Below are 24,260 nucleotides of genomic sequence, written 5' to 3'. Positions count from 1 at the left end.
TGTTGCGCAAACAAAACGCCCGCAGCGCTGTCAGCGTGCGGGCGTGCGGTCGATGCCAGCGGCCCAAGGGCCACGGCATGGGTGAATCAACGCTCGTTGACGGGCTTCACGTTGCGCGTGGTCGAGCCGGTGAACAGCTGGCGGGGACGGCCGATTTTGTACTCGGGGTCGCTGATCATTTCGTTCAACTGGGCGATCCAGCCCACGGTGCGGGCCAGGGCAAAAATACCGGTGAACAGGTTCACAGGAATACCAATGGCGCGCTGCACGATGCCAGAGTAGAAGTCCACGTTGGGGTAGAGCTTGCGGCTGACAAAGTACTCGTCTTCCAGCGCGATCTTTTCCAGCTCTTTGGCCAGCTTGAACAGCGGGTCGTTTTCCAGGCCCAGCTCGGCCAGCACTTCATTGCAGGTTTCCTGCATCAGCTTGGCGCGTGGGTCGTAGTTTTTGTACACGCGGTGGCCAAAACCCATCAGCTTGACGCCGGAGTTTTTGTCCTTGACCTTCTCCATGAACTCGCCGACCTTGCTCACGCCGCCCTGGCGCTGGATATCTTCCAGCATGTTCAGGCAGGCTTCGTTGGCGCCGCCGTGGGCGGGACCCCACAGGCAAGCCACGCCAGCGGCAATGGCTGCGAACGGGTTGGTGCCCGACGAGCCGCACAGGCGCACGGTGGAGGTGGAGGCGTTTTGCTCGTGGTCGGCGTGCAAGATGAAGATGCGGTCGAGCGCGCGTTCCAGCACAGGGTTGACCACGTACTCTTCGCAAGGCGTGCCAAACATCATGCGCAAGAAGTTGCCCGAGTAGCTCAGGTCGTTGCGCGGGTACATGTAAGGCTGGCCGATGCCGTACTTGTAGGCCATGGCCACCAGCGTGGGCATCTTGGCGATCAGGCGGATCGCGGCGATCTCGCGGTGCTTCGGGTTGTTGATGTCCGTGCTGTCGTGGTAGAAGGCCGAGAGACCGCCCACCAGACCGGTGAGCACCGCCATGGGGTGCGCGTCACGGCGGAAACCGCGCATGAAGAACTGCATCTGCTCGTTCACCATGGTGTGGTTGATCACGAGCTTGTGAAAGTCGCTGCGTTGCGTTTCGTTGGGCAGTTCGCCGTTGAGCAGCAGGTAGCAGGTGTCGAGGTAATCGCACTGCGTGGCGAGCTGCTCGATGGGGTAGCCGCGGTACAGCAACTCGCCTTTGTCGCCGTCGATGTAGGTGATGGCCGACTGGCAGGACGCGGTGGACAGAAAGCCGGGATCGTAGGTGAACATGCCGGTCTGGCCGTACAGCTTGCGGATGTCGATCACGTCCGGGCCAACCGTGCCGGCATAGACCGGCAGTTCGACGCTGGGGCTGCCGTTGGAGAACGACAAGGTGGCTTTGTTGTCTACGAGTTTCATGCGGTTTCCTTTTAAGGGAGTCTTAAACGGGTTGCCGGGCTGCGCGAAGCATGCCCAGTACAAGGAGGACATCGCCGTGGCTGACGGTGTCACTGGCCAAATCGCCCTGGGGAGGTTTGCGGCCGAGCAACAGATCGAGGAGATCGTTGTCGGACAAATCCATTAGAACCCCCAGAGCTTCAGCCTGCCTGACAGTCAAGCCAGAAGCGTGCCTGGCGAAGAACTTTTCGATGAACAGGTCGTTCTCAAGCAGGCCGCGCCGGCAGCGCCAGCGCAGTTTGCTCAATCCGCGTTCGTCGAGCAGCGCGTCGCTGGTGGTACTGGCGTCCATGGTGTGTCGGATGATGTGCTCAGATCGAGCGCATCACCATCATTTCCTTGATCTTGCCAATGGCCTTGGTGGGGTTCAGGCCCTTCGGGCACACGTCCACGCAGTTCATGATGGTGTGGCAACGGAACAGGCGGTACGGATCTTCCAGATTGTCCAGCCGCTCGGCAGTGGCCTGGTCGCGGCTGTCCGCGATGAAGCGGTAGGCCTGCAGCAAACCGGCAGGGCCCACGAACTTGTCGGGGTTCCACCAGAAGCTGGGGCAGCTGGTGGAGCAGCTGGCGCACAAAATGCACTCATACAAACCGTTCAGCTCGTCGCGCTCTTCAGGGCTCTGCAGGCGCTCGGTCTGGGGTGGTGGCGTGTCGTTGATCAGGTAAGGCTTGATGCTGTTGTACTGCTTGAAGAACAGCGTCATGTCGACGATCAGGTCTCGCACCACAGGCAGGCCAGGCAGCGGCTTCAACGTGATCACACCGGGCAGCGTGTTCATGTTGGTGAGGCAGGCCAGACCATTTTTGCCGTTGATGTTCATGGCGTCCGAGCCGCAAACACCTTCGCGGCAAGAGCGGCGGAAGGAGATCGTGGGATCGACCTTCTTGAGTTTCATCAGCGCGTCGAGCAGCATGCGCTCGTGGCCGTCGAGTTCGACCTCGATGGTCTGCATGTACGGCTTGGCGTCCTTTTCCGGGTCGTAGCGGTAGATCTTGAATGTGCGAAGTGCCATGGTGTTTTTCTCCGGGCTTTTTCAGTTCGGGACGCGCGCTTAGAAGGTCCGCACTTTGGGCGGGACCGAGGCCACGGTCAGCGGCTTCAAGTTGACGGGTTTGTACGACAGGCCGTTCGTGGCGCTGTCCCACAGCGTGTGCTTCATCCACTCTACGTCGTTGCGGCCGAGCGGGAACTCAGCGTCGTCGGCGGGGCGCTCGTAGTCGTTCACGGTGTGGGCACCACGGCATTCGTGGCGGGCGGCGGCAGACGTCATGGTGGCCTGTGCGGCTTCCATCAGGTTGTCCACTTCCAGCGCTTCGATGCGCGCGGTGTTGAACACCTTGGACTTGTCGCCCAGGGTAATGTTGGCCACGCGCGAACGCAGGGCGTTGATCTTGGCCACGCCTTCGTCCATGGACGCCTGGGTGCGGAACACGCCGGCGTGCTGCTGCATGATGGCGCGCATGTCGTTGGCCACGTCCTGCGCGTATTCACCGCTGGTCGTGTTGTCCAGGCGCGCCAGGCGGGCCAGGGTTTTGTCGGCAGCGTCGGCTGGCAACGGCTTGTGGGTCTTGTTCTTGTCGTTGAACTCGACAATGTGGTTGCCAGCGGCGCGCCCAAACACCAGCAGGTCCAGCAGCGAGTTGGTACCCAGGCGGTTGGCGCCGTGCACCGAAACGCAAGCGCATTCGCCCACGGCATACAGACCGTTGACGATTTTCTGCGAGCCGTCGTCGGCGGGTGCGACCACCTGGCCGTGGATGTTGGTCGGGATGCCGCCCATCTGGTAGTGGATGGTGGGCACGACCGGGATTGGTTCGCGGGTGATGTCCACGTTGGCAAAGTTCACGCCAATTTCGTACACCGAAGGCAGGCGCTTGTGGATGGTCTCTGCACCCAGGTGGTCGAGCTTCATCAGCACGTAGTCTTTGTTGGGACCACAGCCACGGCCTTCCTTGATTTCCTGGTCCATGCAGCGCGACACAAAGTCGCGCGGTGCCAGGTCTTTCAAGGTGGGCGCATAGCGCTCCATGAAGCGCTCGCCTTCGCTGTTCAACAAAATGGCGCCTTCACCACGGCAACCTTCGGTCAGCAGCACGCCCGCGCCGGCCACGCCGGTGGGGTGGAACTGCCAAAACTCCATGTCTTGCAGTGGCACGCCCGCACGAGCGGCCATGCCCAGACCGTCGCCGGTGTTGATGAACGCGTTGGTGGAAGCCGCAAAGATGCGACCAGCACCGCCGGTCGCCAGCAAGGTGGTTTTGGCTTCGAGAATATAGGTCTCGCCAGTTTCCATTTCCAGCGCGGTCACGCCCACCACGTCGCCGTCGGCATCGCGGATCAGGTCCAGCGCCATCCATTCGACAAAGAAAGTGGTCCGGGCGGCGACGTTTTGCTGGTACAGCGTGTGCAGCATGGCGTGGCCAGTGCGGTCGGCCGCGGCACAGGCGCGCTGCACCGGCTTTTCGCCGTAGTTGGCGGTGTGGCCGCCAAACGGGCGCTGATAAATGGTGCCGTCGGGGTTGCGGTCGAATGGCATGCCGAAGTGTTCGAGCTCGTAAACCACTTTCGGGGCTTCGCGGCACATGAACTCGATGGCGTCCTGGTCGCCCAGCCAGTCGGAGCCCTTGATGGTGTCGTAGAAGTGGTAGTGCCAGTTGTCTTCGCTCATGTTGCCCAGCGAGGCCGACACGCCACCCTGCGCGGCCACGGTGTGCGAGCGGGTGGGGAACACTTTGGACAGCACGGCCACTTTCAGGCCGGCGCGCGCGAGTTGCAGCGAGGCGCGCATGCCGGAGCCGCCGGCTCCAACAATCACGACGTCAAATTGGCGCTTGGGAAGATTTGCAGTTGCGGTCATGGCTTTAGAGCCTCCAGAGAACTTGAACAGCCCAGCCCAGACAGGCCACGAGCCAGACGATGGTGAAGACGTGCAGCACGAGGCGAACGCCTGCGGGCTTGACATAGTCCATCCAGATGTCGCGCATGCCGATCCACACGTGGTAGGCCAGGGCGACGAAGATCACGAAGGTGAGGGCTTTCATCCACTGAGCAGCAAAAATGCCCGCCCAGGTTTCGTAGCCGATGGGGCCACTGGTGAAGACCACCTGCGCCAGCACCAGCAGGGTGAACAGCGCCATGAGGGCGGCGGTAACGCGCTGCGCTAGCCAGTCGCGCAGGCCGTAGTGGGCGCCGGTGACGACGCGGTGAGAACCGAAATTGACAGACATGTTGTTATTTCCTCGCGGTGGATCAGTACAGGCCAAACAGCTTGGCACCCAGCACCACCGTCAAGCCGATGCTCAGCACCAGGGTGACGATGGCCGACGACTTGCCAAATTCTTTGCTCACCGCATGGCGCGCGTCCATGTAGAGGTGGCGCACACCGGCAATCAGGTGGTGCAGATAAGCCCAGATGATGGCGAGAACCACCAGCTTGAAGAACCAGCCCGGCACGAAGCCCAGACCCACCGAGAAAGCAGCGCTGAAACGCTCGAACGACAGTTCGGACGACACCGAGGTGTCAAACAGCCAGACGATCAGCGGCAGCAGAATGAACATCAGGCCTCCGCTGGCGCGGTGCAGGATCGACACCCAGCCTGCCGGGGGCAAGCGGTACGTGGTGAGGTCCTTGAATGCGTTGATGTTGCGGAACTCGGGCCGCTTCTTGGTCAACTCGGTCATGGTGGGGGCTTTCTTCCGGGGAGGACAGGGGGTTTGGAAGGGGGATGTAACTCGTTGGTAACTTAAACCACGGGCTTGCAAATTCTATTGCAACGCAGCATACCGGAGGCTGACACTCGGATGTTCGCTCTGTTTTTCATGGCACTGGTGCGCGCGTGGCTTAGCTCAATTCGTTGCGGTAGTGGCGCGATTCGGTGCGGTACAGACCGCGGCGCAGTTCCATGGGCACGTCGTTGTAGGTGTAAGCCAGGCGCTCCACGCTCAGCAGCGGGTGGCCTTCGGGCACGCCCAGCAGTTGCGCGGCGTCGGCGTCGGCACTCACCGCCTTGATCTTTTCGGTGGCGCGCACCATGCGCACGCCAAACTGCGTTTCAAACAACGCATACATCGGCCCTTTGTCCTCAGACAAGGTTTCCAGCGTCAGCCCTTTGAAGGGGCCGCCGGGCAACCACAGGTCTTCCAGGATGGCGGGCGAGCCGGCAAAGGCCAGCACGCGCTTCACTTGCAAGATCGGGTCGCCTGTGCGCAGCGCGAGCTGGCGCGCCACCTCGGCGCTGACGCGCAGGCGGCGGCATTCGATGATGCGGCGCTCGGCCGGGCCCTGGCCAGCAAGGTCACCGGTGTCGGGCAGCAGGCGCAAAAAGCGGTATTGGGTGTGCTGCTCGGCATGGGTGGCCACATAAGTGCCCTTGCCCTGGCGGCGCACCAGCAGGTTGTCTGTGGCCAGCTCGTCGATGGCCTTGCGCACCGTGCCCTGGCTGACACGAAAGCGCGCTGCCAGGTCGAACTCGCTAGGGATCATGTCGCCCGGCTTCCATTCACCCGCCTGCAAGCTGCGCAGGATCAGCGTTTTGATTTGCTGGTACAGCGGGCTGAAGGCCGGTGCACTGTGGCTCACCGGGCCCGCGCCATCGGCTGGCGCGCCGCCTTCGGCCGCAGGGCGGCTGTCTTGCGGGGGCTGATCAGGGGAGGATGCGGGTAGGGTGGCCATGGGTTCTGTGGACTCTGCGGTACCGCTGGGTCTGTGCAATCATATCTTATATAAGACATAAGACAAATTGACGTATCAGGGTTTGCGAGGGTACACTCTGCGCCAGGCCTTGGTGCTGGAGCTGCGGGTTTACCCCATGGTTTTCGGTGTTTCAGGGATCGCACCGCGCCCCTCATTTTTATTTTTCCAACGTCCTTTTCTGGAGTTTTCACCATGAGCAAGAAGCCCGTTCGTGTTGCCGTTACCGGTGCCGCTGGTCAGATTGGTTACGCCCTGCTGTTCCGTATCGCTTCCGGCGAGATGCTGGGCAAAGACCAGCCCGTGATCCTGCAATTGCTGGAAATCCCCGACGAGCGCGCCCAGAAGGCGCTCAAGGGCGTGATGATGGAAATTGAAGACTGCGCTTTCCCGCTGCTGGCCGGCATGGAAGCCCACAGCGATCCGATGACCGCCTTCAAGGACACCGACTACGCACTGCTGGTTGGCTCGCGTCCGCGCGGCCCCGGCATGGAGCGCGCTGAATTGCTCGCCATCAACGGCGCCATCTTCACGACCCAGGGCAAGGCCCTGAACGCCGTGGCCAGCCGCAACGTCAAGGTGCTGGTGGTCGGCAACCCCGCCAACACCAACGCCTACATCGCCATGAAGGCAGCCCCCGACCTCAAGCCCGGCAATTTCACCGCCATGCTGCGCCTGGACCACAACCGCGCTGCCAGCCAGCTGGCTGCCAAGACCGGCAAGGCCGTGTCCTCCATCAAGAAGCTGGCCGTGTGGGGCAACCACTCGCCCACCATGTACGCCGACTACCGCTTCGCCACCATCGACGGCGCTTCGGTCAAGGACATGATCAACGACCAGGAATGGAACGCCAACGTGTTCCTGCCCACCGTGGGCAAGCGTGGCGCCGCCATCATTGAAGCGCGCGGCCTGTCCAGCGCTGCCTCGGCCGCCAACGCCGCCATCGACCACATGCGCGACTGGGCGCTGGGCACCAACGGCGAGTGGGTCACCATGGGCATCCCTTCGCAGGGCTGGTACGGCATTCCGAAGGAAGTCATGTTCGGCTTCCCCGTCACCTGCGCCAACGGTGAATACACCGTGGTTGAAGGCCTGGAGATCGATGCTTTCTCGCAAGAGTGCATCAACAAGACCCTGGCCGAGCTGGAAGGCGAAAAAGACGGCGTGAAGCACCTGCTGTAACCGCTTGGTAACTCCGCTGTGAATGCCCATCCGCGCGACATCCTTGCAGGGGCTCAGGCCGGCGCGTTTGCGCTGCCGGTCTGTGACCACTACAGCGGGGTGGAAGCGCGCATGCGCAAGAGCCTGCACCTGCAGGCCGAGATGACCGACGAGTTTGGTGCGTGCGTTTTTGACGTCACGCTCGACTGCGAAGACGGCGCTCCAGTGGGTGGCGAAGCCGAGCATGCCGCGCTGGTGACCGAGTTGGTCCTGGCGGCCAGCCCGCAAGCCCGCGTGGCAGTGCGCGTGCACCCGGTAGACCATTCGCATTTTGGTGCCGACGTGGCCGCGATTGCCGGCCTGGCAGCCGCGCGCCTCACGCACCTTATGGTGCCCAAAGTCGAGTCGGTGGCTGATGTGCAACGCGCTGTGGCCGCTCTGGACGCAGCGGGCGCCAGCGCGCTGCCGCTGCATGTGCTCATCGAATCGCCCGCAGCGGTGCACCGGGCGTTTGACATTGCGGCCCATCCCCGGGTGCAAAGCCTGAGTTTTGGTTTGATGGACTTTGTCTCGGCCCACGGCGGCGCCATTCCGGCGAGCGCCATGGGTGTGGCGGGCCAGTTCAGCCACCCGCTGGTGCTGCGCGCCAAGCTGGACATGGCTTCTGCGTGTCACGCCCACGGCAAAGTGCCCTCGCACTGCGTGGTCACCGAGTTCAAAGACCTGGCGGCGCTACAAGCTGCGGCGCGCAAGGCCGCGAACGAGCTGGGCTACACCCGCATGTGGAGCATCCACCCCGACCAGATCCGCACCATCGTGGCGGCTTTTGCGCCAGATGAGGGCGAGGTACAGGACGCCGCTGCCATCATTGAACGCGCAGCCACCGCCGGCTGGGCGCCGGTGCAGTTTGAAGGGCGCCTGCACGACCGCGCCAGCTACCGCTATTACTGGCAGTTGCTGGAACGCGCGCACCACACCGGGGTGCGGCTCCCCGAACCGGTGCAACGCTATTTCGTTTCGACCGCCGCCGGGGCCCGCCCTGGGCGGCACTGAGCTTGCTTGCAGCCTGACGATTGCTTTTTTCAAGACCCACGAACACTTCCCCTTTATTCCTGGAGAACGCCATGTCCGCAACCTTCCTGACCGACTACCGCGCCCACGCTGCCGAACGCGCTGCGCTGGGCATTCCCCCGCTGGCGCTTGACGCCAAGCAGGTCGCCGCCCTGATTGAGCTGATCAAGGCCCCGCCCGCTGGCGAAGACGCCTTCTTGATGGACCTGCTCACGCACCGCGTGCCCCCGGGCGTGGACGACGCGGCCAAGGTCAAGGCCAGTTTCCTGGCCGCTGTGGCTCACGGTGAAGTGCAGGTGGGCCTGATTTCCAAGGCCAAAGCCACCGAGCTGCTGGGCACCATGGTGGGCGGCTACAACGTGCATCCGCTGATTGAGCTGCTGGACGACGCCGACGTGGCTGCCGTGGCCGGTGCCGCGCTGAAGAAAACGTTGCTGATGTTCGACTTCTTCAACGACGTGGCCGAAAAAGCCAAGGCCGGCAACGCTGTGGCCAAAGAAGTCATGCAAAGCTGGGCCGACGGTGAGTGGTTCACCAGCCGCCCCGAAGTCGAGAAAAAGATCACCGTCACCGTGTTCAAGGTGCCCGGCGAAACCAACACCGACGACCTGTCGCCCGCGCCCGACGCCACCACGCGCCCGGACATCCCCATGCACTACCTCGCGATGTTGAAGAACACCCGCCCGGACGCAGCGTTCAAGCCCGAAGAAGATGGCAAGCGCGGCCCGATGCAGTTCATTGAAGACCTGAAGAAAAAAGGCAACCTCGTGGCCTACGTGGGCGACGTGGTCGGCACCGGTTCCAGCCGCAAGTCGGCCACCAACTCGGTCGTCTGGGCCACCGGCCAGGACATTCCGTTTGTGCCCAACAAGCGCTTTGGCGGCGTCACCCTGGGCGGCAAGATCGCTCCCATCTTCTTCAACACGCAAGAAGATTCTGGCTCGCTGCCTATCGAAGTGGACGTGTCCAAGCTCGAAATGGGCGACGTGGTGGACGTATTGCCCTACGACGGCAAGCTGGTGAAGAACGGCGAAACCGTGGCCGAGTTCAAGCTCAAGAGCGACGTGCTGTTTGACGAAGTGCGCGCCGGTGGCCGTATCAACCTGATCATTGGCCGCAGCCTGACCGCCAAGGCCCGCGAATTCCTGGGCCTGCCAGCGTCCACGCTGTTCCGCCTGCCCACCACCCCGGTGGCCACCAACGCCGGCTTCACGCTGGCGCAAAAAATGGTCGGCCGCGCCGTTGGTCTGCCAGAAGGCCAGGGCGTGCGCCCCGGTACCTACTGCGAGCCCAAGATGACCACCGTGGGCAGCCAGGACACCACCGGCCCCATGACCCGCGACGAGCTGAAAGACCTGGCTTGTCTGGGCTTCAGCGCCGACCTGGTGATGCAGTCTTTCTGCCACACCGCCGCCTACCCCAAGCCGGTGGACGTGAAGACCCACCGCGAACTGCCCGCCTTCATCAGCAGCCGCGGCGGCGTGGCCCTGCGTCCAGGTGACGGCGTGATCCACAGCTGGCTCAACCGCCTGCTGCTGCCCGACACCGTGGGCACCGGTGGCGACAGCCACACCCGCTTCCCCATCGGCATCAGCTTCCCCGCCGGCTCCGGTCTGGTGGCCTTCGGTGCCGCCACCGGCGTGATGCCGTTGGACATGCCCGAGTCGGTGCTGGTGCGCTTCAAAGGCGAAATGCAGCCTGGCGTGACCCTGCGCGATCTGGTGCACGCGATTCCGCTGTACGCCATCAAGCAAGGTTTGCTGACCGTGGCCAAGGCCGGCAAGATCAACGAATTCTCCGGTCGCATTCTGGAAATTGAAGGCCTGCCCAACCTCAAGGTCGAGCAAGCGTTTGAACTGTCTGACGCGTCCGCCGAGCGCTCGGCTGCCGGCTGCACCATCAAGCTCAACCCCGAGCCGATCAAGGAATACCTCACCAGCAACATCGTGCTGATGAAGAACATGATCGCCGACGGCTACGAAGACAAACGCACCCTGCAGCGCCGCATCGAAAAGGTGGAAGCCTGGTTGGCCAACCCCAACCTGCTCGAAGCCGACAAAGACGCCGAATACGCGCACGTCATCGAGATCGACCTGGCCGACATCAAGGAACCCATCCTGTGCTGCCCGAACGATCCGGACGACGCCAAGTTCCTGTCTGACGTGGCCGGCACCAAGATCGACGAAGCCTTCATCGGCTCGTGCATGACCAACATTGGCCACTTCCGCGCCGCCGCCAAGTTGCTGGGTGGCCAGCGCGACATCCCCGTCAAGCTGTGGGTGGCTCCGCCCACCAAGATGGACGAGAGCGAGCTGATCAAGGAAGGCCACTACGCCAGCTTCGGCGCAGCCGGTGCCCGCACCGAAATGCCGGGCTGCTCGCTGTGCATGGGCAACCAGGCGCAGGTGCGCGAAGGCGCTACCGTGGTGTCCACCAGCACCCGCAACTTCCCCAACCGTCTGGGTAAGAACACCAACGTGTACCTGGCCTCGGCTGAGCTGGCGGCCATTGCGTCCAAGCTGGGTCACATCCCCACCGTGGCCGAGTACCACGAAGCCATGGGCATCGTGAACAAGGACGGCGCGGCTATCTACAAGTACCTGAACTTCGATCAGATCGAAGAATACGCAGAGACCGCCAAAGGCGTGACGGCGTAAGCCTTTTGCAAAAAAAAAATGCGGCCTTCGGGCCGCTTTTTTTTATGGGTCGCTAAAGTCCGGTCAACCGACGCCAGCCTGGCCAGGTGTCTCGCGCAATGGCGAACTTGCGGGTGCTGGCGCTGAAGCTCTCGCCGTTGGCCATGGCGTCAGCGAAGGCGATCGGATTCGTCACGCGTGTGCCACCGAGCAGCGTCACGCCGCGCTCGAACAGCGCGTCGGGCCAGAGCCCTGCCGAAGGGCCGATGACGGCGAAGCGTGTCGCCCGTGGCGCAGACGCCAGCATCTCGTCCAGCGTGTCGTTGAGCAGCATGGTGGAGGTGCCGACCACCAGGTTGCAGGTGCCCAGCAGTGTGCGGTCCAGGCCAATGTTCACGTCCGGGTAGCGCCCGCGCTGGAGCGCGACCATCTCCGCGTTCATTTCCACCACAGTCAGGCGGCCACCGGCCTCGGCCACACGCCTGACCAGGGGCGGAAAGAACCCGATCATGCCCAGGTGGTCCTGGGGCGTGAGCTCAATATCGCCCAGCGAGTTGCCGGCCGGCGGTGGCTCGTAGCCCACTTGGCGCCAGACCGAATCGGTGAGGGCATTGATCGCGGCCAGCGCGATGGCGCGTTCGGCTGCACGGCCATGCTGAAGCGCCTGGGCCAGTGCCAACGGGTCGGCACCTGCCAGCGGCCGGGAGCCACCGCCATGGCTGGCCAGGAGTGCATTCAGCGTGTCGCCCAGCAGCACGTAAGACAGACCAAAGGCGCCGTCCTCCAGCTCGATGGCGCAGAACTCGGCATCGTGTTCGCCGGTTGCTTCCGGGCGCCGCGGCACATGCAGTTGCGCCACGCGGGGCGGTGCAAAGTGGTGCCCCAACAGGGTGAGCTGATCGAGCAACGACTGGGCAATGGGGTGTGTTGTCATGGCGGTGCCATTGTCCCGCAGGCTGGTCTTTCAGCTCAGGGCCATGGGTTCGGTTGTCTTGCCATGTTCTGTGTCTTCATGGTGCTCGTTCACCAGCGCCATGGCCTGGCGCTCGGCGCCGTTCAACACGTCCATGGCAACGGCGCTGCCCGGGTTGACGGTGATCACGCCCAGGCCCACCTGAGGCACAAACGCCTGGTAAGTCTCTGCCTCATCCACCACGGCCACGGGTTGGGTGGCCATGGACTTCAGGCGGTCCACCGTTTCGCCGGCCGGCGCGGCGTGTTTGTCGGTGGACAGCACCACCACAAAACAGCGCGGGTGGTAGAGCCCCACCACGCAGCGAAACCCGGCCGCGCGGCGAATGCGGGCGGCCATGGTGGCCAGAATCTGGTGCTCGGCGCCGTGGCCGGAAGGTTCGGCCATTTCGTACAGGTTGCTCAGGTAGAGGCACACCACCGTGCACTCGCCCTGGCGGCGTGCCGTGCGCCAAAACACATGTTCCACTTGCGACAGCAATGCCGAACCCGTGACCAGGCCGGTGGCTGGCTCGGCCCCAGCTTGCAGCCGAGAGAGGCGGGCAAGCTGCCGGTTTTGCTGGTTGCGTATGAACACCAGCACCGTGGAAACGATAAAAAACGCCACCGTGAACACAGCGGTCAGCACCCAGGTGAACAGGCCGAAGCCCGGTACCTGTAAGCCGCGCAGGTAAATGCCGAACACCGTGGCCGCCAGGCAGGCCACCGCCAGGCCCATCCAGCGCGCCAGTGGGTCGCCCAACCGGGCCGCTCGCCACACCGCCAGCGCGGCCAGCAGCACCGGTACCATGTTGACCGCCGCAGCCACCAGCAGCAGCGAAGTGAAATGGGCCGCTTCCGTCTGGCTGCCCACCACCGCCAGCACCAACGCAGCCAGCAACACCAGCGCACCACCCCAGGCCGTGAGCCGGTGCACCAGGGTGTCTTCACGCACACCGCCCAGCCAGTTGCCCAGAAAGTACAGGGCCATGGCGCCCGCCAAGGGTCCCAGGCTGGCTTTCAGCATCATCAGCAAGCGCGCTGGCAGGTGGGGGAAAAACACCTCGGGCAGACCTGTAACCAGCACACAGCTGGCCCCCGTGATCACCACAAACACCAGGTTGCGTACCGAACCGACCGTGCGGTTTCCAAGGGCGTCCACCAGCGACAGGGCCAGCAGTGTCAGCAAGCCGCCCAGCATGGCCGACCAGACCGCAATTTCAGAAATAAGCATGCGGCGATTATGGTGGTGCGTCCACAACGTTCTTGAGGCTTAAATCACATTCGTGGTGGGCAGGTTGCATCCAAATGTTGCAAGTAGGTTGTGGGTTCCGACGAAGTCACCCGCGCAAAACAACAGCCTGTCGGCCTATCATGGCCAGATGTGGACTCAACGCCCCTGGCAAGTACTGCGCAGCCAACCGATCGCGGTTCAGGTGATCTGGGCGGTGCTGCTGGTCGAATGTTGCGTGGCGCTGTGGGAACGCCAGTGGCCTCTGGCCGGCGTGGCCGCCGCCACTTTTTTGCTCACGCTGCTGCCTCTGCTGCTGGTCAACCGCATGGGCATACGCCTGCCCACGGCTTTTCTGGTGGGCATCACCTTCTTTGTGTTCGCCACCATTTTTCTGGGCGAGGCGTTTGACTTTTACAACCGCTACTGGTGGTGGGACATGGTGCTGCACGGCGGCTCGGCCATGGCGTTTGGCCTGCTCGGTTTCCTGTTTGTGTTCATGCTGTTTGAGGGCGACCGCTACGCTGCACCCGCCTGGGCTTTGGCGCTCATCGCATTCAGCTTTGCCGTCACCATCGGCGCGCTGTGGGAGATTTTTGAATTCGGCATGGACCAGCTCTTTGGCATGAACATGCAGAAGTCGGGCCTGATGGACACCATGTTTGACCTGATCGTGGATGTGATCGGCGCCAGCGTGGGCGCGCTGGCCGGCTACCTGTACTTGACGGGGCGCAACATGGGCGGTTTCACCGGTGTGCTGCACGACTTTGTGGACCGCAACCGCAAGCACTTTGGCAAGCGCGACCGCTGACGCGCGCTTGGGCTGTCAGGCTTATGGCGCAGCCACGCCTAGGCGCCACAGCGAGGTCACTTCGGCCGAGCGCGCGCTGTGCAGCGGGTCGCTGGCGTTGCTGGCTTTGCTGTGGCGGGGCTTGGCGTCCAGACGGCCCAGCACCTGCAGGCCGGCTTGTGCGATCCAGCCCATGAGCTCGGTGCGGCTGCGCAGGCCCAGGTGCTCGGCCAGGTCGGACAAGATGAGCCAGCCTTCGCCCCCGGGCGCCAGGTGTGCGGCCAGGCCGTTCAAATAGCCCTGCAGCATGCGGCTGCCTTCGTCGTACACCGCATGTTCCACCGGCGAGCTGGCGCGGGCTGGCAGCCACGGCGGGTTGCACACCACCAGCGAGGCCTGGCCGGGCGGAAACAAATCGGTTTGTAATAAGGTCACGCGTTCGCTCACGCCCAGTTGCGTCAGGTTGTCTTGTGCGCAGGCCAGGGCGCGCGGGTCCATGTCGGTGGCGGTGATGGGTCCCACGCCACGGCGCGCCAGCACGGCCGACAACACGCCCGTGCCGGTGCCAATGTCAAATACGGCTTGCGCAGCACCTTCGGCCCCTCGCGGCAGCGGTGCCTGGGCCACCAGGTCGATGTATTCGCCCCGTGCCGGTGAAAAAACGCCGTAATGCGGAAACACCCGGTTGAGGGGTGGCGCGCCCAGCGCGGGAATTTCCACTCCCACGCGGCGCCATTCTTCGGCGCTGGTGAAGCCCAGCAGTTCGCGCAAAGAAGCCACCGAGTCCATGGCGCCCGGCTCGGCGGCGCCCCAGGCGTGGGTGCAGGCCTGTTGCACGTCGGGCGCGCGGCGCAGTTTCAGGGTGTGGTCGGGCTCAAAGCGCAGCAGCACCATGCCGAGCGTGCGGGCCCGCTGTGCTTGCGCTTGGCGGTGTTTGTGAAAGGCTTCCGCGCCAGCGGGACTGGCGCTGTCAGCAGCCGCAGGCTTGGCGGCCTTGCGTTGTTTGCGGGCCGGCGTGGCGTCGCAGCGGCGCGCCATGGCCTGCAGCAGCTGGCGGGCGTTGTGAAAGTCGCCACACCACAGCAGGGCGGTGCCGGCGCAGGCCAGCCGGTAGGCGGCGTCGGCGGTGGTGGTGTCGTCGGCCATCACCACCCGCTGCGGCGCCGGTGCACCCCGTTCGGAGCGCCAACGCGCTGACGCGGCCACGCCGTCGGGCGTGGTCCAGTGAATCAGGGGGTGAGAGGCGGGCAGGCTGGGCGATTCAGCGCACGCAGGAGCGGAAAGCAGCGGCATGGTGAGCGGCCAGAGTGGAAACCGAGATTGTCCACCAAACCCTGGTGGACCCGCCTGAGCCGTTCAGTCACAAAACGCTTGCGTCAGGCTCCTGGCCCAGGGGCTGCCCGCGCTGCGCATACATTCGACGCATGCGCCCTTGCTCCTCACGTTGTTTCGTCCTCACCGGCCTGGCCGCATGAGCCACGCTGTTTCGCGTTTGCGCACTGTGCGCCTGGCCGCCAGCACCAAGCCCTTTGTGGCCCGGGGCTCGGGCGGCGGGCGCTGCGCCGGTTGCCGCCTGGCAGCCAGCCACTGTGTGTGCGCGCTGCGCCCGCAGGTGGCTGTGCTGGCCGGTGTGTGCCTCATCATGGGCGACATCGAAGCGCTCAAGCCCAGCAACACCGGCTGGCTGATTGCCGATCTGGTGGCCGACACCTTTGCCTTTGGCTGGTCTCGCACCGCGGTGGACCCCGCTCTTCTGGCTTTGCTGGCCGACCCGCAGTGGCAGCCCTACCTGGTGTTTCCGGGGGAGTACGTTGAAGCGCAGCGCGTGGTGACCGGGCTCGCACCCTGCAGCCACCCCGCCACTGGCGATGCGCCGGGCGGCAAGCGACCGCTGTTTGTGTTGCTGGACGGCACCTGGTCTGAAGCGCGCAAGATGTTTCGCAAAAGCCCTTACCTGGACGCCTTGCCCGTGCTCAGCCTGCACCCGGGCCAGGCGTCCAGCTACCGGCTGCGCCGGTCGTCACGCGAAGACCAGTTTTGCACCGCCGAAGTGGCCGCCCTGTGTCTGGCCATGGCCGGTGAAATGCATGCAGCACACACGCTCACCGCCTGGCTCGACGTGTTCAGCGCCCACTACCTCAGCGCCAAGCGCAACCTGCCACTGGACCGTACCTGTGAAGCGCACCAGCGCCTGCATGCCCTGGCAGTGGGGCCGGCCTGAGCGCCTGCGCGCGAACGCTCAGCCCGGTATGTCAGCTTCCACCAGCAGCGCCAGCAGTTGTAGCGACTGCTGCCAGCCCAGGTAACAAGCTTCCACCGGAATCATGGCCGGAATGCCTTCTTGAACCGCCGTCAGCTCGGTGCCCACAGACACCGCCTTGAATGTGACTGTGGTGCGCATTTCCCCAGGCAGGTTGGTGTCGTCAAACACGTCGGTGTTCACAATGCGCTCGTTGGGCACCAGCTCCAGGTACATACCGCCAAACGCGTGGCTTTGGCCGTTGCCCAGGTTGGTGAACTGCATGCGGTAACGCCCGCCCACGCGGGCGTCGATCTCCAGCACCTTGCCGGTAAAACCATGTGGCGGTAGCCACTTGGCCATGGCGTCGGGATCCAGAAAGGCGCGGTAAACCCGCTCGGGCGGGGCGGTGAAAACGCGGTGCAGGGTGACGGTGCCGGTGGTCATGTCGGGACCTTTCAGAGGGTGTCAACGGGCAACCATGATGGAGCAGGCGGTGGGCCCGTGTCCACTGGTTCAGCGCACATGCTCCGCTGCATCGGCCACCTCAACGCACTCGACCTCGATCACGCCCTCAAACAAGTCCATGGCGGTGGCCGCCACCTTCGCTGTGTCGATGTAAGCATAGGCACCCACGCCCACCGCACCCACAATTGGCAGCCAGCGCGCCATGCCTTTGCCCACGGTGCGCCGGGCCAGCTGGGTACCAATGCGCCGGGTGATCGCGCCCACCAGGCGGGGCGACGCTCGGCGCACCAGCGTGCGCTGGCCCACCCGCACCACCAGGTCGCGCACGCCTTGCCCAGCCGAATGCTGGAACAGGCAATAGACAACCTGCTCTGGCGTCAGCGTCGATTGTTTGCCGTACAGAGCGGCGATGTCGGCCACCAGCTGGCGCTGCATCTTCCACACACCCACCATTTCGGGCAGCAGCGTGAGCCAGCCCAGCGCACCCGGCGGCAGGGCCAGCGCGCCGGCAGCCAGCGCCGCCTGGGCCGCCGCCGAGTTGGCGTGGCGGCGAGCGTCTTCCTGGGGTTTTTCGCTTTTGCGAAGTTTCGATGTGGGCACCTTGCCAAACAGCGGCAGCACGGCGCGGGCAAACACCGACGTGTCCTGGTCGTCGGTGGGTGTCTTGGCAGAGGGCTTGGCTTCGGTGGGCATGGAGACTCCTGGTTCGATGGCCGTGGCTGCAATGTCTCTCAGCGCTGCGCCACCGTGAACGTGGCCCGCAAGAACGGTTGGTGGTGTGGGGTGCCGAAAGCTTGGCCCTGGAACCGCCACCCTCACCCTCAGCAGCATCACACGCATGGCTGTTTCAGCTTGGGGCGACCCCGGCGGGGCCCGCACCATAATCTATCCGCATATCCACCCATGCCTTGTTGGTTACCCGTGACGCAACCTTTTTTTTACCCCATCGGCACCCCCGGCCAGCCTTGGAACCCTGCAGACGTGGCCGCCTGGCGCGCGCAGCAAGTGCGCCGGCGCAGCTACGCCGACGACGTGCTCTGCGCCCTGCAGCCCCTGCGCGCGCGCTTTGAGGTGTTTCCCTACGGCGAGGTGGTCTACAGCGAAACGCCTGCCACACCTGAGCGCTACCCGCTGTACGCCGTCAGCCCCGGTGCGTGGCAGCCGGGCTTGTCTGGGGTGCTGGTCACCGGCGGTGTGCACGGCTATGAAACCAGTGGCGTGCACGGCGCGCTGCAGTTTTTAGAGCAGCACGCCCAGGCCTACGTGGGCCGGGTCAACCTGCTGGTGGTGCCTTGTGTCAGCCCGTGGGCCTATGAGCGCATTCACCGCTGGAACTTTGACGCCGTGGACCCCAACCGCTCGTTCAAGGCAACCGGCCTTGCACAGGAGGCCGACGCGCTCATGCGCCTGGTGGCGCCGCTGCAAGGGCAGTTTGCAGCCCACATTGACCTGCACGAAACCACCGACACCGACGAGTCCGAGTACCGCCCCGCCAAGGCCGCGCGCGACGGTGAGCCCTTCGAGCCCGGCACCATTCCCGACGGCTTTTACCTGGTGGACGACACCGACAACCCCCAGCCCGCGTTTCAGCGCGCCATCATCAACGCGGTGGAGCGCGTCACGCACATTGCGCCCACCGACGACAAGGGCGAAATCATCGGCTCGCCTGCCGTGGACCGGGGCGTGATCCGCTACGCGCTGCGCGAGCTGGGCCTGTGCGCCGGCATCACCGGCGCGCGCTACACCACCACCACCGAGGTCTACCCCGACAGCCCGCGCGCCACGCCCGAGCAGTGCAACACCGCCCAGGCCACCGCGGTGTGCGCGGCGCTCGACTTCGTGCTCGCGCTGGGCTGAGCCGCACCTCACAACGCCCCGGCGCGCATGTGCACCAACTACAACCCGCCCAACTCGCGCACCGTGCGCGACATGCCCGGCCTGGGCGGCGTGCAGATGCCCACGCAAGACTGGCCACCCGAGACCTTTCCCGGCTACGGCGCGCCCATCATCACCCGGGCTGAGCCAGGGCTGGGGCAGGGCGGCGCGGGCCTGGTGTGCGCGGTGGCGCGTTTTGGGCTGGTGCCGCGCTGGAGCCGCAACACCCAGCACGGCAACGAGCTGAGCCGCCGCACCTACAACGCACGCAGCGAAACCGTGGCAGACAAGCCCAGTTACCGCAGCCCCTGGCGCGAACGGCGTTTTGCGCTCGTGCCCATGCTCAACTACTTCGAACCCTGCTGGGAAAGTGGGCGCGCGCTGCGCTGGCGCATTGCCCAGGCCAGCGGCGAACCCTTTGCTGTGGCCGGCCTGCACGAGCGATACACCGACCGCGAAACGGGTGAAACCCTGCACAGCTTCACCCTGCTCACCGTCAACGCCGATCACCACCCGCTCATGGGCCGCATGCACCGCCCGGGTGACGAAAAACGCATGCTCGTGATCGTGCCGCCCACGCACTACGCCCACTGGCTCAACGCCACGCCCGAGCAAGCTGCGCAACACCTGCAACAACCGTGGGACGTTGCGCTGGCCGGTGAGCCTGCGCCCCGCACCGTGCGGGCCACCAGCGCCCCGCCCGCACCGGCGCAGGGTGCTCTGGACTTTTAATCATCTGCCCGCGCCCGCAGGGCCCGTGCCTGCAGCGCTTGTTCAGCTGGCCAGCACCGTACCGTCTTTGGCGCGGTCGCGGGCCAGTGCCTCGCGCACGCTCATGCGGCGGAAGAACACCGTCACGATGCTGGAGGTGATCACGATGAAGAGCGAGTACAGCACCGGAATCAGCAGCACCTCTTGCTGCATGGGGCCGGTAAAAGTCAGCGTCACGATCAGCACCGCCAGCGGGCCGTTCTGAATGCCCGTCTCCATCGCGATCGTGCGGCTGCGGTTCGGGTCCTGTTTGAGCAGGCGGGCCAGCCCGTAGCCCAAGCCCATGCCGAAAATGCCCAGCCCAATGGCCGCGAAGAACACGTACCAGGGCGTGATGGCCAGCAGCGTGTGGTTGCGCGGAATCCAGGTGAACACCAGGAACAGAATCACCGCCACGCCCAGCATGCCGCCCAGCAGTTCGATGGTGGCCCCGATGTTGGGGTTGAGCTTGCGCAGCACCATGCCGATGACGGTGGGTACCAGCAGCACAAACAGCACCTGCGCCACGTTGCCCGCCGGGATTTTGAAGTCGCCGCTCAGCCCGGCCAGTTGCGAGTAAAACTCCAGCAGCGCCGGCACCATGCCCAGGGCCACCAGCGACGACACCGACGTCATCATGATGGAGAGCGCCAGCACCGCCTTGCTGAAGTAGGTGAAGATGTTGGACGTGGTGCCGCCCGGCATGCAGGCCATCAGAATCAGGCCCACCGTGAGGCCCGGCGACAGGTCCAGCGCCTGCGCCAGCAAAAAGCCCAGCAGCGGCATGATGCCGTACTGGCACAGCAGACCCACCAGCACGCCTTTGGGCTTGCGAAAGGCGATGCGGAAGTCGCGCCAGGTGAGCGACGCGCCCATGCCGAGCATGATGACGATCATCATGATGCCCAGCAGCTTGGTCTCGAATTCGGAGATCATGTTGAAGTTCTCTCTTTAGGGTGAAGGGGTGGCGCTCAACCGCGGTTCAGTTCTTTGGTCACATCCTGGCGCAGGTCTTTGCGCAGCACCTTGCCAATGGGGCTCTTGGGCAGGTCGTCGCGCACCACCACCAGCCGGGGCACCTTGTAGGCGGCCAGGTGCTGCTTGCAGTGGGCGATCACGTCGGCCGGCATCACCTCTTTGGTGTGCTCGGGGTTTTGCACCACATAGGCCCGCACCGATTCGCCCGTCTTGTCATCGGGCACGCCAATCACCGCCACTTCCAGCACGTGGTCCATGTCAGCGATCACGTCCTCCACCTCGTTGGGGTACACGTTGAAACCCGACACCAGAATCATGTCCTTCTTGCGGTCCACGATGCGCATGAAACCGGTCTCGTCCATCACCGCCACGTCGCCGGTGGCAAACCAGCCGTCGTTCATCACCTGGGCGGTTTCTTCTTCGGCGTTCCAGTAACCCTGCATCACCTGCGGGCCGCGCACCCAGATCTCACCGGGCGTGCCGGGGGCCACGTCTTGTCCGTCGTCGTTTACCAGGCGCACGTCGGTGCCCGGCGCCGGAATGCCGATGCTGCCGTCGCGCGGCGTGCCGGTGAGCGGGTTGAAGCTCACCACCGGTGCGGTTTCGGTCAGCCCGTAGCCCTCGGCGATCGGGGTTTGGGTCAGCTCGCGCCAGCGCTGCGCCACGGCCGTGTGCAGCGCCGTGCCGCCCGAAATCGAGGCCTTCAGCGTTTTGGGCGGAAAGGCCACAAACCACTCTTCGTTCAGCAGGCCGTTGAAGAGTGTGTTGACGCCCGTCATCCAGGTGATGGGGAAGTTTTCCATGGCCCGCTGCAGGCTCTGCACCGGCCGCGGGTTGGGTATCAGCACGTTGTGTCCGCCAATGGCCAGGAAGCCCAGCAGGTTGGTTGTGAACGCGAAAATGTGGTAAAGCGGCAGGGCCGTGAGCACACACTCTTGCCCCGGTGCCATGTGGCTCTGGCCCATGGCGCGGGTCTGCTGGATGTTGCTCAGCAGGTTGCCGTGCGTCAGCATGGCGCCCTTGCTCACGCCGGTGGTGCCACCGGTGTATTGCAGCAAGGCCAGGTCGTTGCGGCCCACGTCTTTCCAATAGGTGCGCGCGGGTGTTTTGGCCAGCGTGGCGCGGCCCTGGGCCAGCGCGTCTTTCAGCCGCACATGCGGCACCGACACCGGCGGCAACACGCGGTTCCAGTAGCGCTGCACGCCCCGCACAATGGCGCCCGGAACGGCAGGGAAAAACTCCGACACCGCCGCCAGCACCACCTGTTTGATGCCGGTTTTGGCCAGCACGCCCGGCAGCTTGTCGGCAAACATGTCCACCATCACCAGCACCTGCGCGCCGGCGTTGTTGAACTGGTGCACCATTTCCGTTTCGGTGTAGAGCGGGTTGGTGTTCACCAGCACGCAGCCGGCCTTGAACACGCCCAGCGCCGCCACCGGGTAGCCCAGGCTGTTGGGCAGCTGCACCGCCACTCGCGCGCCGGCCTCCAGCTTCAGCACTCCCCGCAAGTAGCCAGCAAAGGCATCAGACGCTTCGTCCACCTGCGCAAAGCTCAGCCGGCCGTTCATGCCGTTGGGCACCACGCAGCTGAAAGCGGCCTTCATCTGGCTTTGCGTTTGCCACTTCTTGCAGCTCTCAAAGGCCAGCTCGGCCAGGTTGCTGTAGGGCAGTTGTTCCAGTTCCTGGGCAATGCCCACTTGCTGGTACGACGCATGCCAGGGGCTCGCAGTGGAATCGGTCATGGGCGGTTCCGAAAAGAGTTGAATAAAAGAACGGTCGTTCGATTTTTGCTGCGCCGATCTTAGTCGTTCAGGCGCGTGTTTCTTGGGGCCCACAGCCCGATTCGTGTTGGGGTATACCCTCAGAAGCGCTTGGCCGCCCGGGCGCTGTTGTGGCAGCCGCTCCCGCGCCTGAAACCCAGGCCTGCGGCAGGCCTGTGCTTGTTGTAGATCCGGTCCAGTGAAGTCTGAAAGTCCGTTCGGGTTGAGCTTGTCGAAACCTTACTCAGACATGGCACCAGCCCTTCGACAGGCTCAGGGCGAACGGTTGATACTTGATAGGGCCGAATCAACAGCCAGCTTGCGCTGCGGTGTGCTGGCTCGCGGGCCATGTTGCGGCCCGGGTCAACCGCCTTGTCGCGACGGCAGCGTGTCCAGCACCGTGGGCAGGTCAACCATCACCGGTTGGCCCGGCACCGTGCAGCCGGTGTCGCAGCATTTGCCGGGCTGCCGGTTTTTGGTGATGGCGCGCGTCGGGTCGTGCGGCGCGGCGGCGGGGCTGCCGTCGGCGGCAATGCCGCGTTCCAGCAAGCGTTCCACCAGCTCCACCTTGCTGCCCACCGGGTAGTTGCGCCATATCTCTTGCTTCATGGCCGCCGGCGAGCCACCGCCGTGCAGGCTGATCACGCTGTACCAGCCGCCCTGGTAGCCCGCGGTCAGGTCTTCAATGAAGCGTGCGGTTTGTATCCGCTGCTCATACGGCACATCGGGGTTGGCGCGCAGCACTTCGCTGAGCTTGGCGCCGGTTTCGGGGTTGTGGTCTTCGTCCGGGCCGGGCAGGGTGACGATGAGGCCCCCGCTCACGTAATGCGCAATGCGGTGCATGTCGTAAATTTTCGTGGCCAGCAGCAGCTTGCCAATGTTGGCAAACACCGGGTCGGGCATGAAAACTGGGCAGTGCGCGTCCGCCTTGCCATACACGCTGGCCGCCACCCCGCAGGCATAAAAGCCCTCGGTGATGGTGATCAGCTCCACCATCTGTTCGCGCAGGTGGGTTTCCTGCCCGGGGTCAAAGCCATTGGCTTCGCACATCAGTGCGCCCGCGCCAATCAGCAGGTCGCCAAAGCCGGCGCGCGCGCCGATGCAGGTCTGGCGGTGGTGGGTGGCGTAGCTGTAGGTCAGGTGCCCCGAGTGCTCCCATTCGCCGGCAAAAAACACGCTGTCCCACGGCACAAACACCCGGTCAAACAGGCACACCCCCGTGCTCTGGCCGTACTTGCGGCTGAACAGCGCGTCGCCGTGCTCCAGTTTTTCGCCAGGGCGCCCCGCCGGGCGTGCCACGATGGTCAGGCCCGGCGCGTCTATGGGCACCGCGCAGCAGACCGCAAAGTCGGCGTCTTCCTGGCCCATGTTGCGGCAAGGCATCACCAGCAGTTCGTGCATGTAGGGCGCGCCGGTCACGATGGCTTTGGTGCCGCTGATGACGATGCCGCGCACGCCGTTGTGCACCGCGTTGCGCTCGACCACATGCACATAGCTGTCCACGTTGGCCTGCTCGTGCGGGCGGCGGCTGCGGTCGCCTTTGGCGTCGGTCATGGCCACACCCAGGGTCAGGTCCTGGTCCTGAATGCGGTGCAGGTAGTTCAGAAAGCGCGCGGTGTGCTCGGTGGTGCCGCGTGCGTCGTCAATGCGCGCGCTCACCTGCGCGATCGCATTCACCGCGTCGTGCGTCAGGTAGCGCTGGGCGCATCCCGTTTCCTGGCAGATCAGGCGCACGGCCTCCAGCTTGTTGAGCAGGTCGCCGCTGCTGGTGTTCAAGTGGCTGAGCCGGTTGACGGTGCGGCCGCTGGTGTGCTGAACCGCCGTCATCAGCGGGGCATACGCCGGCTTCAGGGCGAAGTCGTAGGTGAGGGCCACGGCATTGATGCCGGGCTGAAACGCGCGCTCGTCCGCCACACTGTCCACCCGGCGCCCGTCCACGAAAACCCGGGGTTGGTAGCGGCGCAGCGACTCCCGGTAGTCTTGCCCGCTCATGAGCGTGGGGGTGTCGGGTGTGTCGGGTGTGGCGTTCATGGTTCGGGCCTCGCGTGGTGGGGGGCGTGGTTTCAAAAACAGGTGCGTCAGCCATTGGAGCACCATTCAAATGGGCTTGCACCCACGTGAGCGACAACCCAGGCGGTGCGTCACCCGTACTCCACCGGCCACCCCGAAAGCCCGCCCGGCGTTCGCGGTATCTTCAGTGTGCAGCGCTGCGAAAAAGCG

At 64.5% G+C, this 24,260-nt stretch carries 22 protein-coding genes; 7 read left to right on the top strand and 15 right to left on the bottom strand.

The window, feature by feature from the left end:
- Positions 1 to 86 precede the first annotated feature (86 nt).
- The 7 genes from AC0GNR_RS02725 to AC0GNR_RS02695 form a co-directional block, all read right to left on the bottom strand.
- A complete protein-coding gene (locus tag AC0GNR_RS02725) occupies positions 87 to 1,397 on the bottom strand; it encodes a citrate synthase (RefSeq protein WP_472899472.1) in 1,311 nt (436 codons plus the stop codon).
- 22 nt (positions 1,398 to 1,419) lie between these two features.
- The gene (locus tag AC0GNR_RS02720) at positions 1,420 to 1,728 is read right to left on the bottom strand and encodes an FAD assembly factor SdhE (protein WP_472899471.1); all 309 of its coding nucleotides are present in this window, start codon (positions 1,726 to 1,728) and stop codon (positions 1,420 to 1,422) included.
- Between the two features lie 19 nt (positions 1,729 to 1,747).
- Positions 1,748 to 2,452, bottom strand: a complete 705-nt coding sequence (locus AC0GNR_RS02715) for a succinate dehydrogenase iron-sulfur subunit (protein ID WP_322304660.1) — start codon at positions 2,450 to 2,452, stop codon at positions 1,748 to 1,750.
- A gap of 39 nt (positions 2,453 to 2,491) precedes the next feature.
- Positions 2,492 to 4,297, bottom strand: a complete 1,806-nt coding sequence (sdhA, locus tag AC0GNR_RS02710; RefSeq protein ID WP_472899470.1) for a succinate dehydrogenase flavoprotein subunit — start codon at positions 4,295 to 4,297, stop codon at positions 2,492 to 2,494.
- Between the two features lie 4 nt (positions 4,298 to 4,301).
- The gene (sdhD, locus tag AC0GNR_RS02705) at positions 4,302 to 4,667 is read right to left on the bottom strand and encodes a succinate dehydrogenase, hydrophobic membrane anchor protein (protein WP_472899469.1); all 366 of its coding nucleotides are present in this window, start codon (positions 4,665 to 4,667) and stop codon (positions 4,302 to 4,304) included.
- A gap of 22 nt (positions 4,668 to 4,689) precedes the next feature.
- Complete coding sequence (sdhC, locus tag AC0GNR_RS02700; protein WP_472899468.1) at positions 4,690 to 5,121, bottom strand: succinate dehydrogenase, cytochrome b556 subunit; 432 nt, start codon at positions 5,119 to 5,121, stop codon at positions 4,690 to 4,692.
- Positions 5,122 to 5,281: 160 nt separating this feature from the next.
- A complete protein-coding gene (locus AC0GNR_RS02695; protein ID WP_472899467.1) occupies positions 5,282 to 6,112 on the bottom strand; it encodes a GntR family transcriptional regulator in 831 nt (276 codons plus the stop codon).
- 213 nt (positions 6,113 to 6,325) lie between these two features.
- On the opposite strand from AC0GNR_RS02695, the gene AC0GNR_RS02690 reads away from it, so the two are divergent.
- The 3 genes from AC0GNR_RS02690 to acnB all read left to right on the top strand — a co-directional run bounded on the left by AC0GNR_RS02690 (position 6,326) and on the right by acnB (position 11,019).
- Positions 6,326 to 7,312: a malate dehydrogenase gene (locus tag AC0GNR_RS02690; RefSeq protein ID WP_472899466.1), complete on the top strand. Its 987-nt coding sequence runs from the start codon at positions 6,326 to 6,328 to the stop codon at positions 7,310 to 7,312.
- 18 nt (positions 7,313 to 7,330) lie between these two features.
- Positions 7,331 to 8,344 (top strand): HpcH/HpaI aldolase/citrate lyase family protein, encoded by a 1,014-nt coding sequence (locus AC0GNR_RS02685; protein ID WP_472899465.1) that lies wholly within the window; start codon positions 7,331 to 7,333, stop codon positions 8,342 to 8,344.
- Between the two features lie 71 nt (positions 8,345 to 8,415).
- Positions 8,416 to 11,019, top strand: coding sequence for a bifunctional aconitate hydratase 2/2-methylisocitrate dehydratase (gene acnB, locus AC0GNR_RS02680; RefSeq protein WP_472899464.1), 2,604 nt, complete (start codon positions 8,416 to 8,418; stop codon positions 11,017 to 11,019).
- Positions 11,020 to 11,071: 52 nt separating this feature from the next.
- On the opposite strand, the gene AC0GNR_RS02675 is transcribed toward acnB, so the two are convergent.
- Together AC0GNR_RS02675 and AC0GNR_RS02670 are read right to left on the bottom strand one after the other, a co-directional pair.
- Positions 11,072 to 11,932 carry a Rossmann-like domain-containing protein gene (locus AC0GNR_RS02675; protein ID WP_472899463.1) on the bottom strand — a complete coding sequence of 287 codons (861 nt, stop codon included), beginning with the start codon at positions 11,930 to 11,932 and terminating at the stop codon, positions 11,072 to 11,074.
- 30 nt (positions 11,933 to 11,962) lie between these two features.
- A complete protein-coding gene (locus AC0GNR_RS02670; protein ID WP_472899462.1) occupies positions 11,963 to 13,183 on the bottom strand; it encodes a hypothetical protein in 1,221 nt (406 codons plus the stop codon).
- A 148-nt stretch (positions 13,184 to 13,331) separates the two neighbouring features.
- On the opposite strand from AC0GNR_RS02670, the gene AC0GNR_RS02665 reads away from it, so the two are divergent.
- Complete coding sequence (locus tag AC0GNR_RS02665) at positions 13,332 to 13,991, top strand: DUF2238 domain-containing protein (protein ID WP_472899461.1); 660 nt, start codon at positions 13,332 to 13,334, stop codon at positions 13,989 to 13,991.
- A 21-nt stretch (positions 13,992 to 14,012) separates the two neighbouring features.
- Here AC0GNR_RS02665 and AC0GNR_RS02660 read toward each other — a convergent pair whose 3' ends face one another.
- Complete coding sequence (locus AC0GNR_RS02660) at positions 14,013 to 15,263, bottom strand: methyltransferase (RefSeq protein WP_472899460.1); 1,251 nt, start codon at positions 15,261 to 15,263, stop codon at positions 14,013 to 14,015.
- 178 nt (positions 15,264 to 15,441) lie between these two features.
- Between AC0GNR_RS02660 and AC0GNR_RS02655 the strand changes: the two genes are divergently transcribed.
- The gene (locus tag AC0GNR_RS02655) at positions 15,442 to 16,191 is read left to right on the top strand and encodes a tRNA-uridine aminocarboxypropyltransferase (RefSeq protein ID WP_472899459.1); all 750 of its coding nucleotides are present in this window, start codon (positions 15,442 to 15,444) and stop codon (positions 16,189 to 16,191) included.
- An 18-nt stretch (positions 16,192 to 16,209) separates the two neighbouring features.
- On the opposite strand, the gene AC0GNR_RS02650 is transcribed toward AC0GNR_RS02655, so the two are convergent.
- A complete protein-coding gene (locus AC0GNR_RS02650) occupies positions 16,210 to 16,656 on the bottom strand; it encodes an SRPBCC family protein (RefSeq protein WP_472899458.1) in 447 nt (148 codons plus the stop codon).
- Positions 16,657 to 16,725: 69 nt separating this feature from the next.
- Entirely contained in the window at positions 16,726 to 17,370 is a 645-nt protein-coding gene (locus AC0GNR_RS02645) for a hypothetical protein (RefSeq protein WP_472899457.1), read from the bottom strand.
- Positions 17,371 to 17,598: 228 nt separating this feature from the next.
- On the opposite strand from AC0GNR_RS02645, the gene AC0GNR_RS02640 reads away from it, so the two are divergent.
- Together AC0GNR_RS02640 and AC0GNR_RS02635 are read left to right on the top strand one after the other, a co-directional pair.
- Positions 17,599 to 18,534 (top strand): M14 family metallopeptidase, encoded by a 936-nt coding sequence (locus AC0GNR_RS02640; protein ID WP_472899456.1) that lies wholly within the window; start codon positions 17,599 to 17,601, stop codon positions 18,532 to 18,534.
- Positions 18,535 to 18,561: 27 nt separating this feature from the next.
- Positions 18,562 to 19,284 (top strand): SOS response-associated peptidase, encoded by a 723-nt coding sequence (locus tag AC0GNR_RS02635; RefSeq protein ID WP_472899455.1) that lies wholly within the window; start codon positions 18,562 to 18,564, stop codon positions 19,282 to 19,284.
- A 42-nt stretch (positions 19,285 to 19,326) separates the two neighbouring features.
- Here the strand turns inward: AC0GNR_RS02635 and AC0GNR_RS02630 are convergent, their stop codons facing one another.
- The 3 genes from AC0GNR_RS02630 to AC0GNR_RS02620 all read right to left on the bottom strand — a co-directional run bounded on the left by AC0GNR_RS02630 (position 19,327) and on the right by AC0GNR_RS02620 (position 24,071).
- Positions 19,327 to 20,238, bottom strand: coding sequence for a bile acid:sodium symporter family protein (locus AC0GNR_RS02630; protein WP_472899454.1), 912 nt, complete (start codon positions 20,236 to 20,238; stop codon positions 19,327 to 19,329).
- A 35-nt stretch (positions 20,239 to 20,273) separates the two neighbouring features.
- The gene (locus tag AC0GNR_RS02625; protein ID WP_472899453.1) at positions 20,274 to 22,022 is read right to left on the bottom strand and encodes an AMP-binding protein; all 1,749 of its coding nucleotides are present in this window, start codon (positions 22,020 to 22,022) and stop codon (positions 20,274 to 20,276) included.
- Between the two features lie 381 nt (positions 22,023 to 22,403).
- Positions 22,404 to 24,071: a 4-hydroxyphenylacetate 3-hydroxylase family protein gene (locus AC0GNR_RS02620; protein WP_472899452.1), complete on the bottom strand. Its 1,668-nt coding sequence runs from the start codon at positions 24,069 to 24,071 to the stop codon at positions 22,404 to 22,406.
- Positions 24,072 to 24,260 lie beyond the last annotated feature (189 nt).

It is taken from the genome of Hydrogenophaga sp. LT287 (assembly GCF_055702805.1).
The sequence above is the reverse complement of the archived record's forward strand: the minus strand, read 5'-3'. Positions and strand labels throughout refer to the sequence as shown.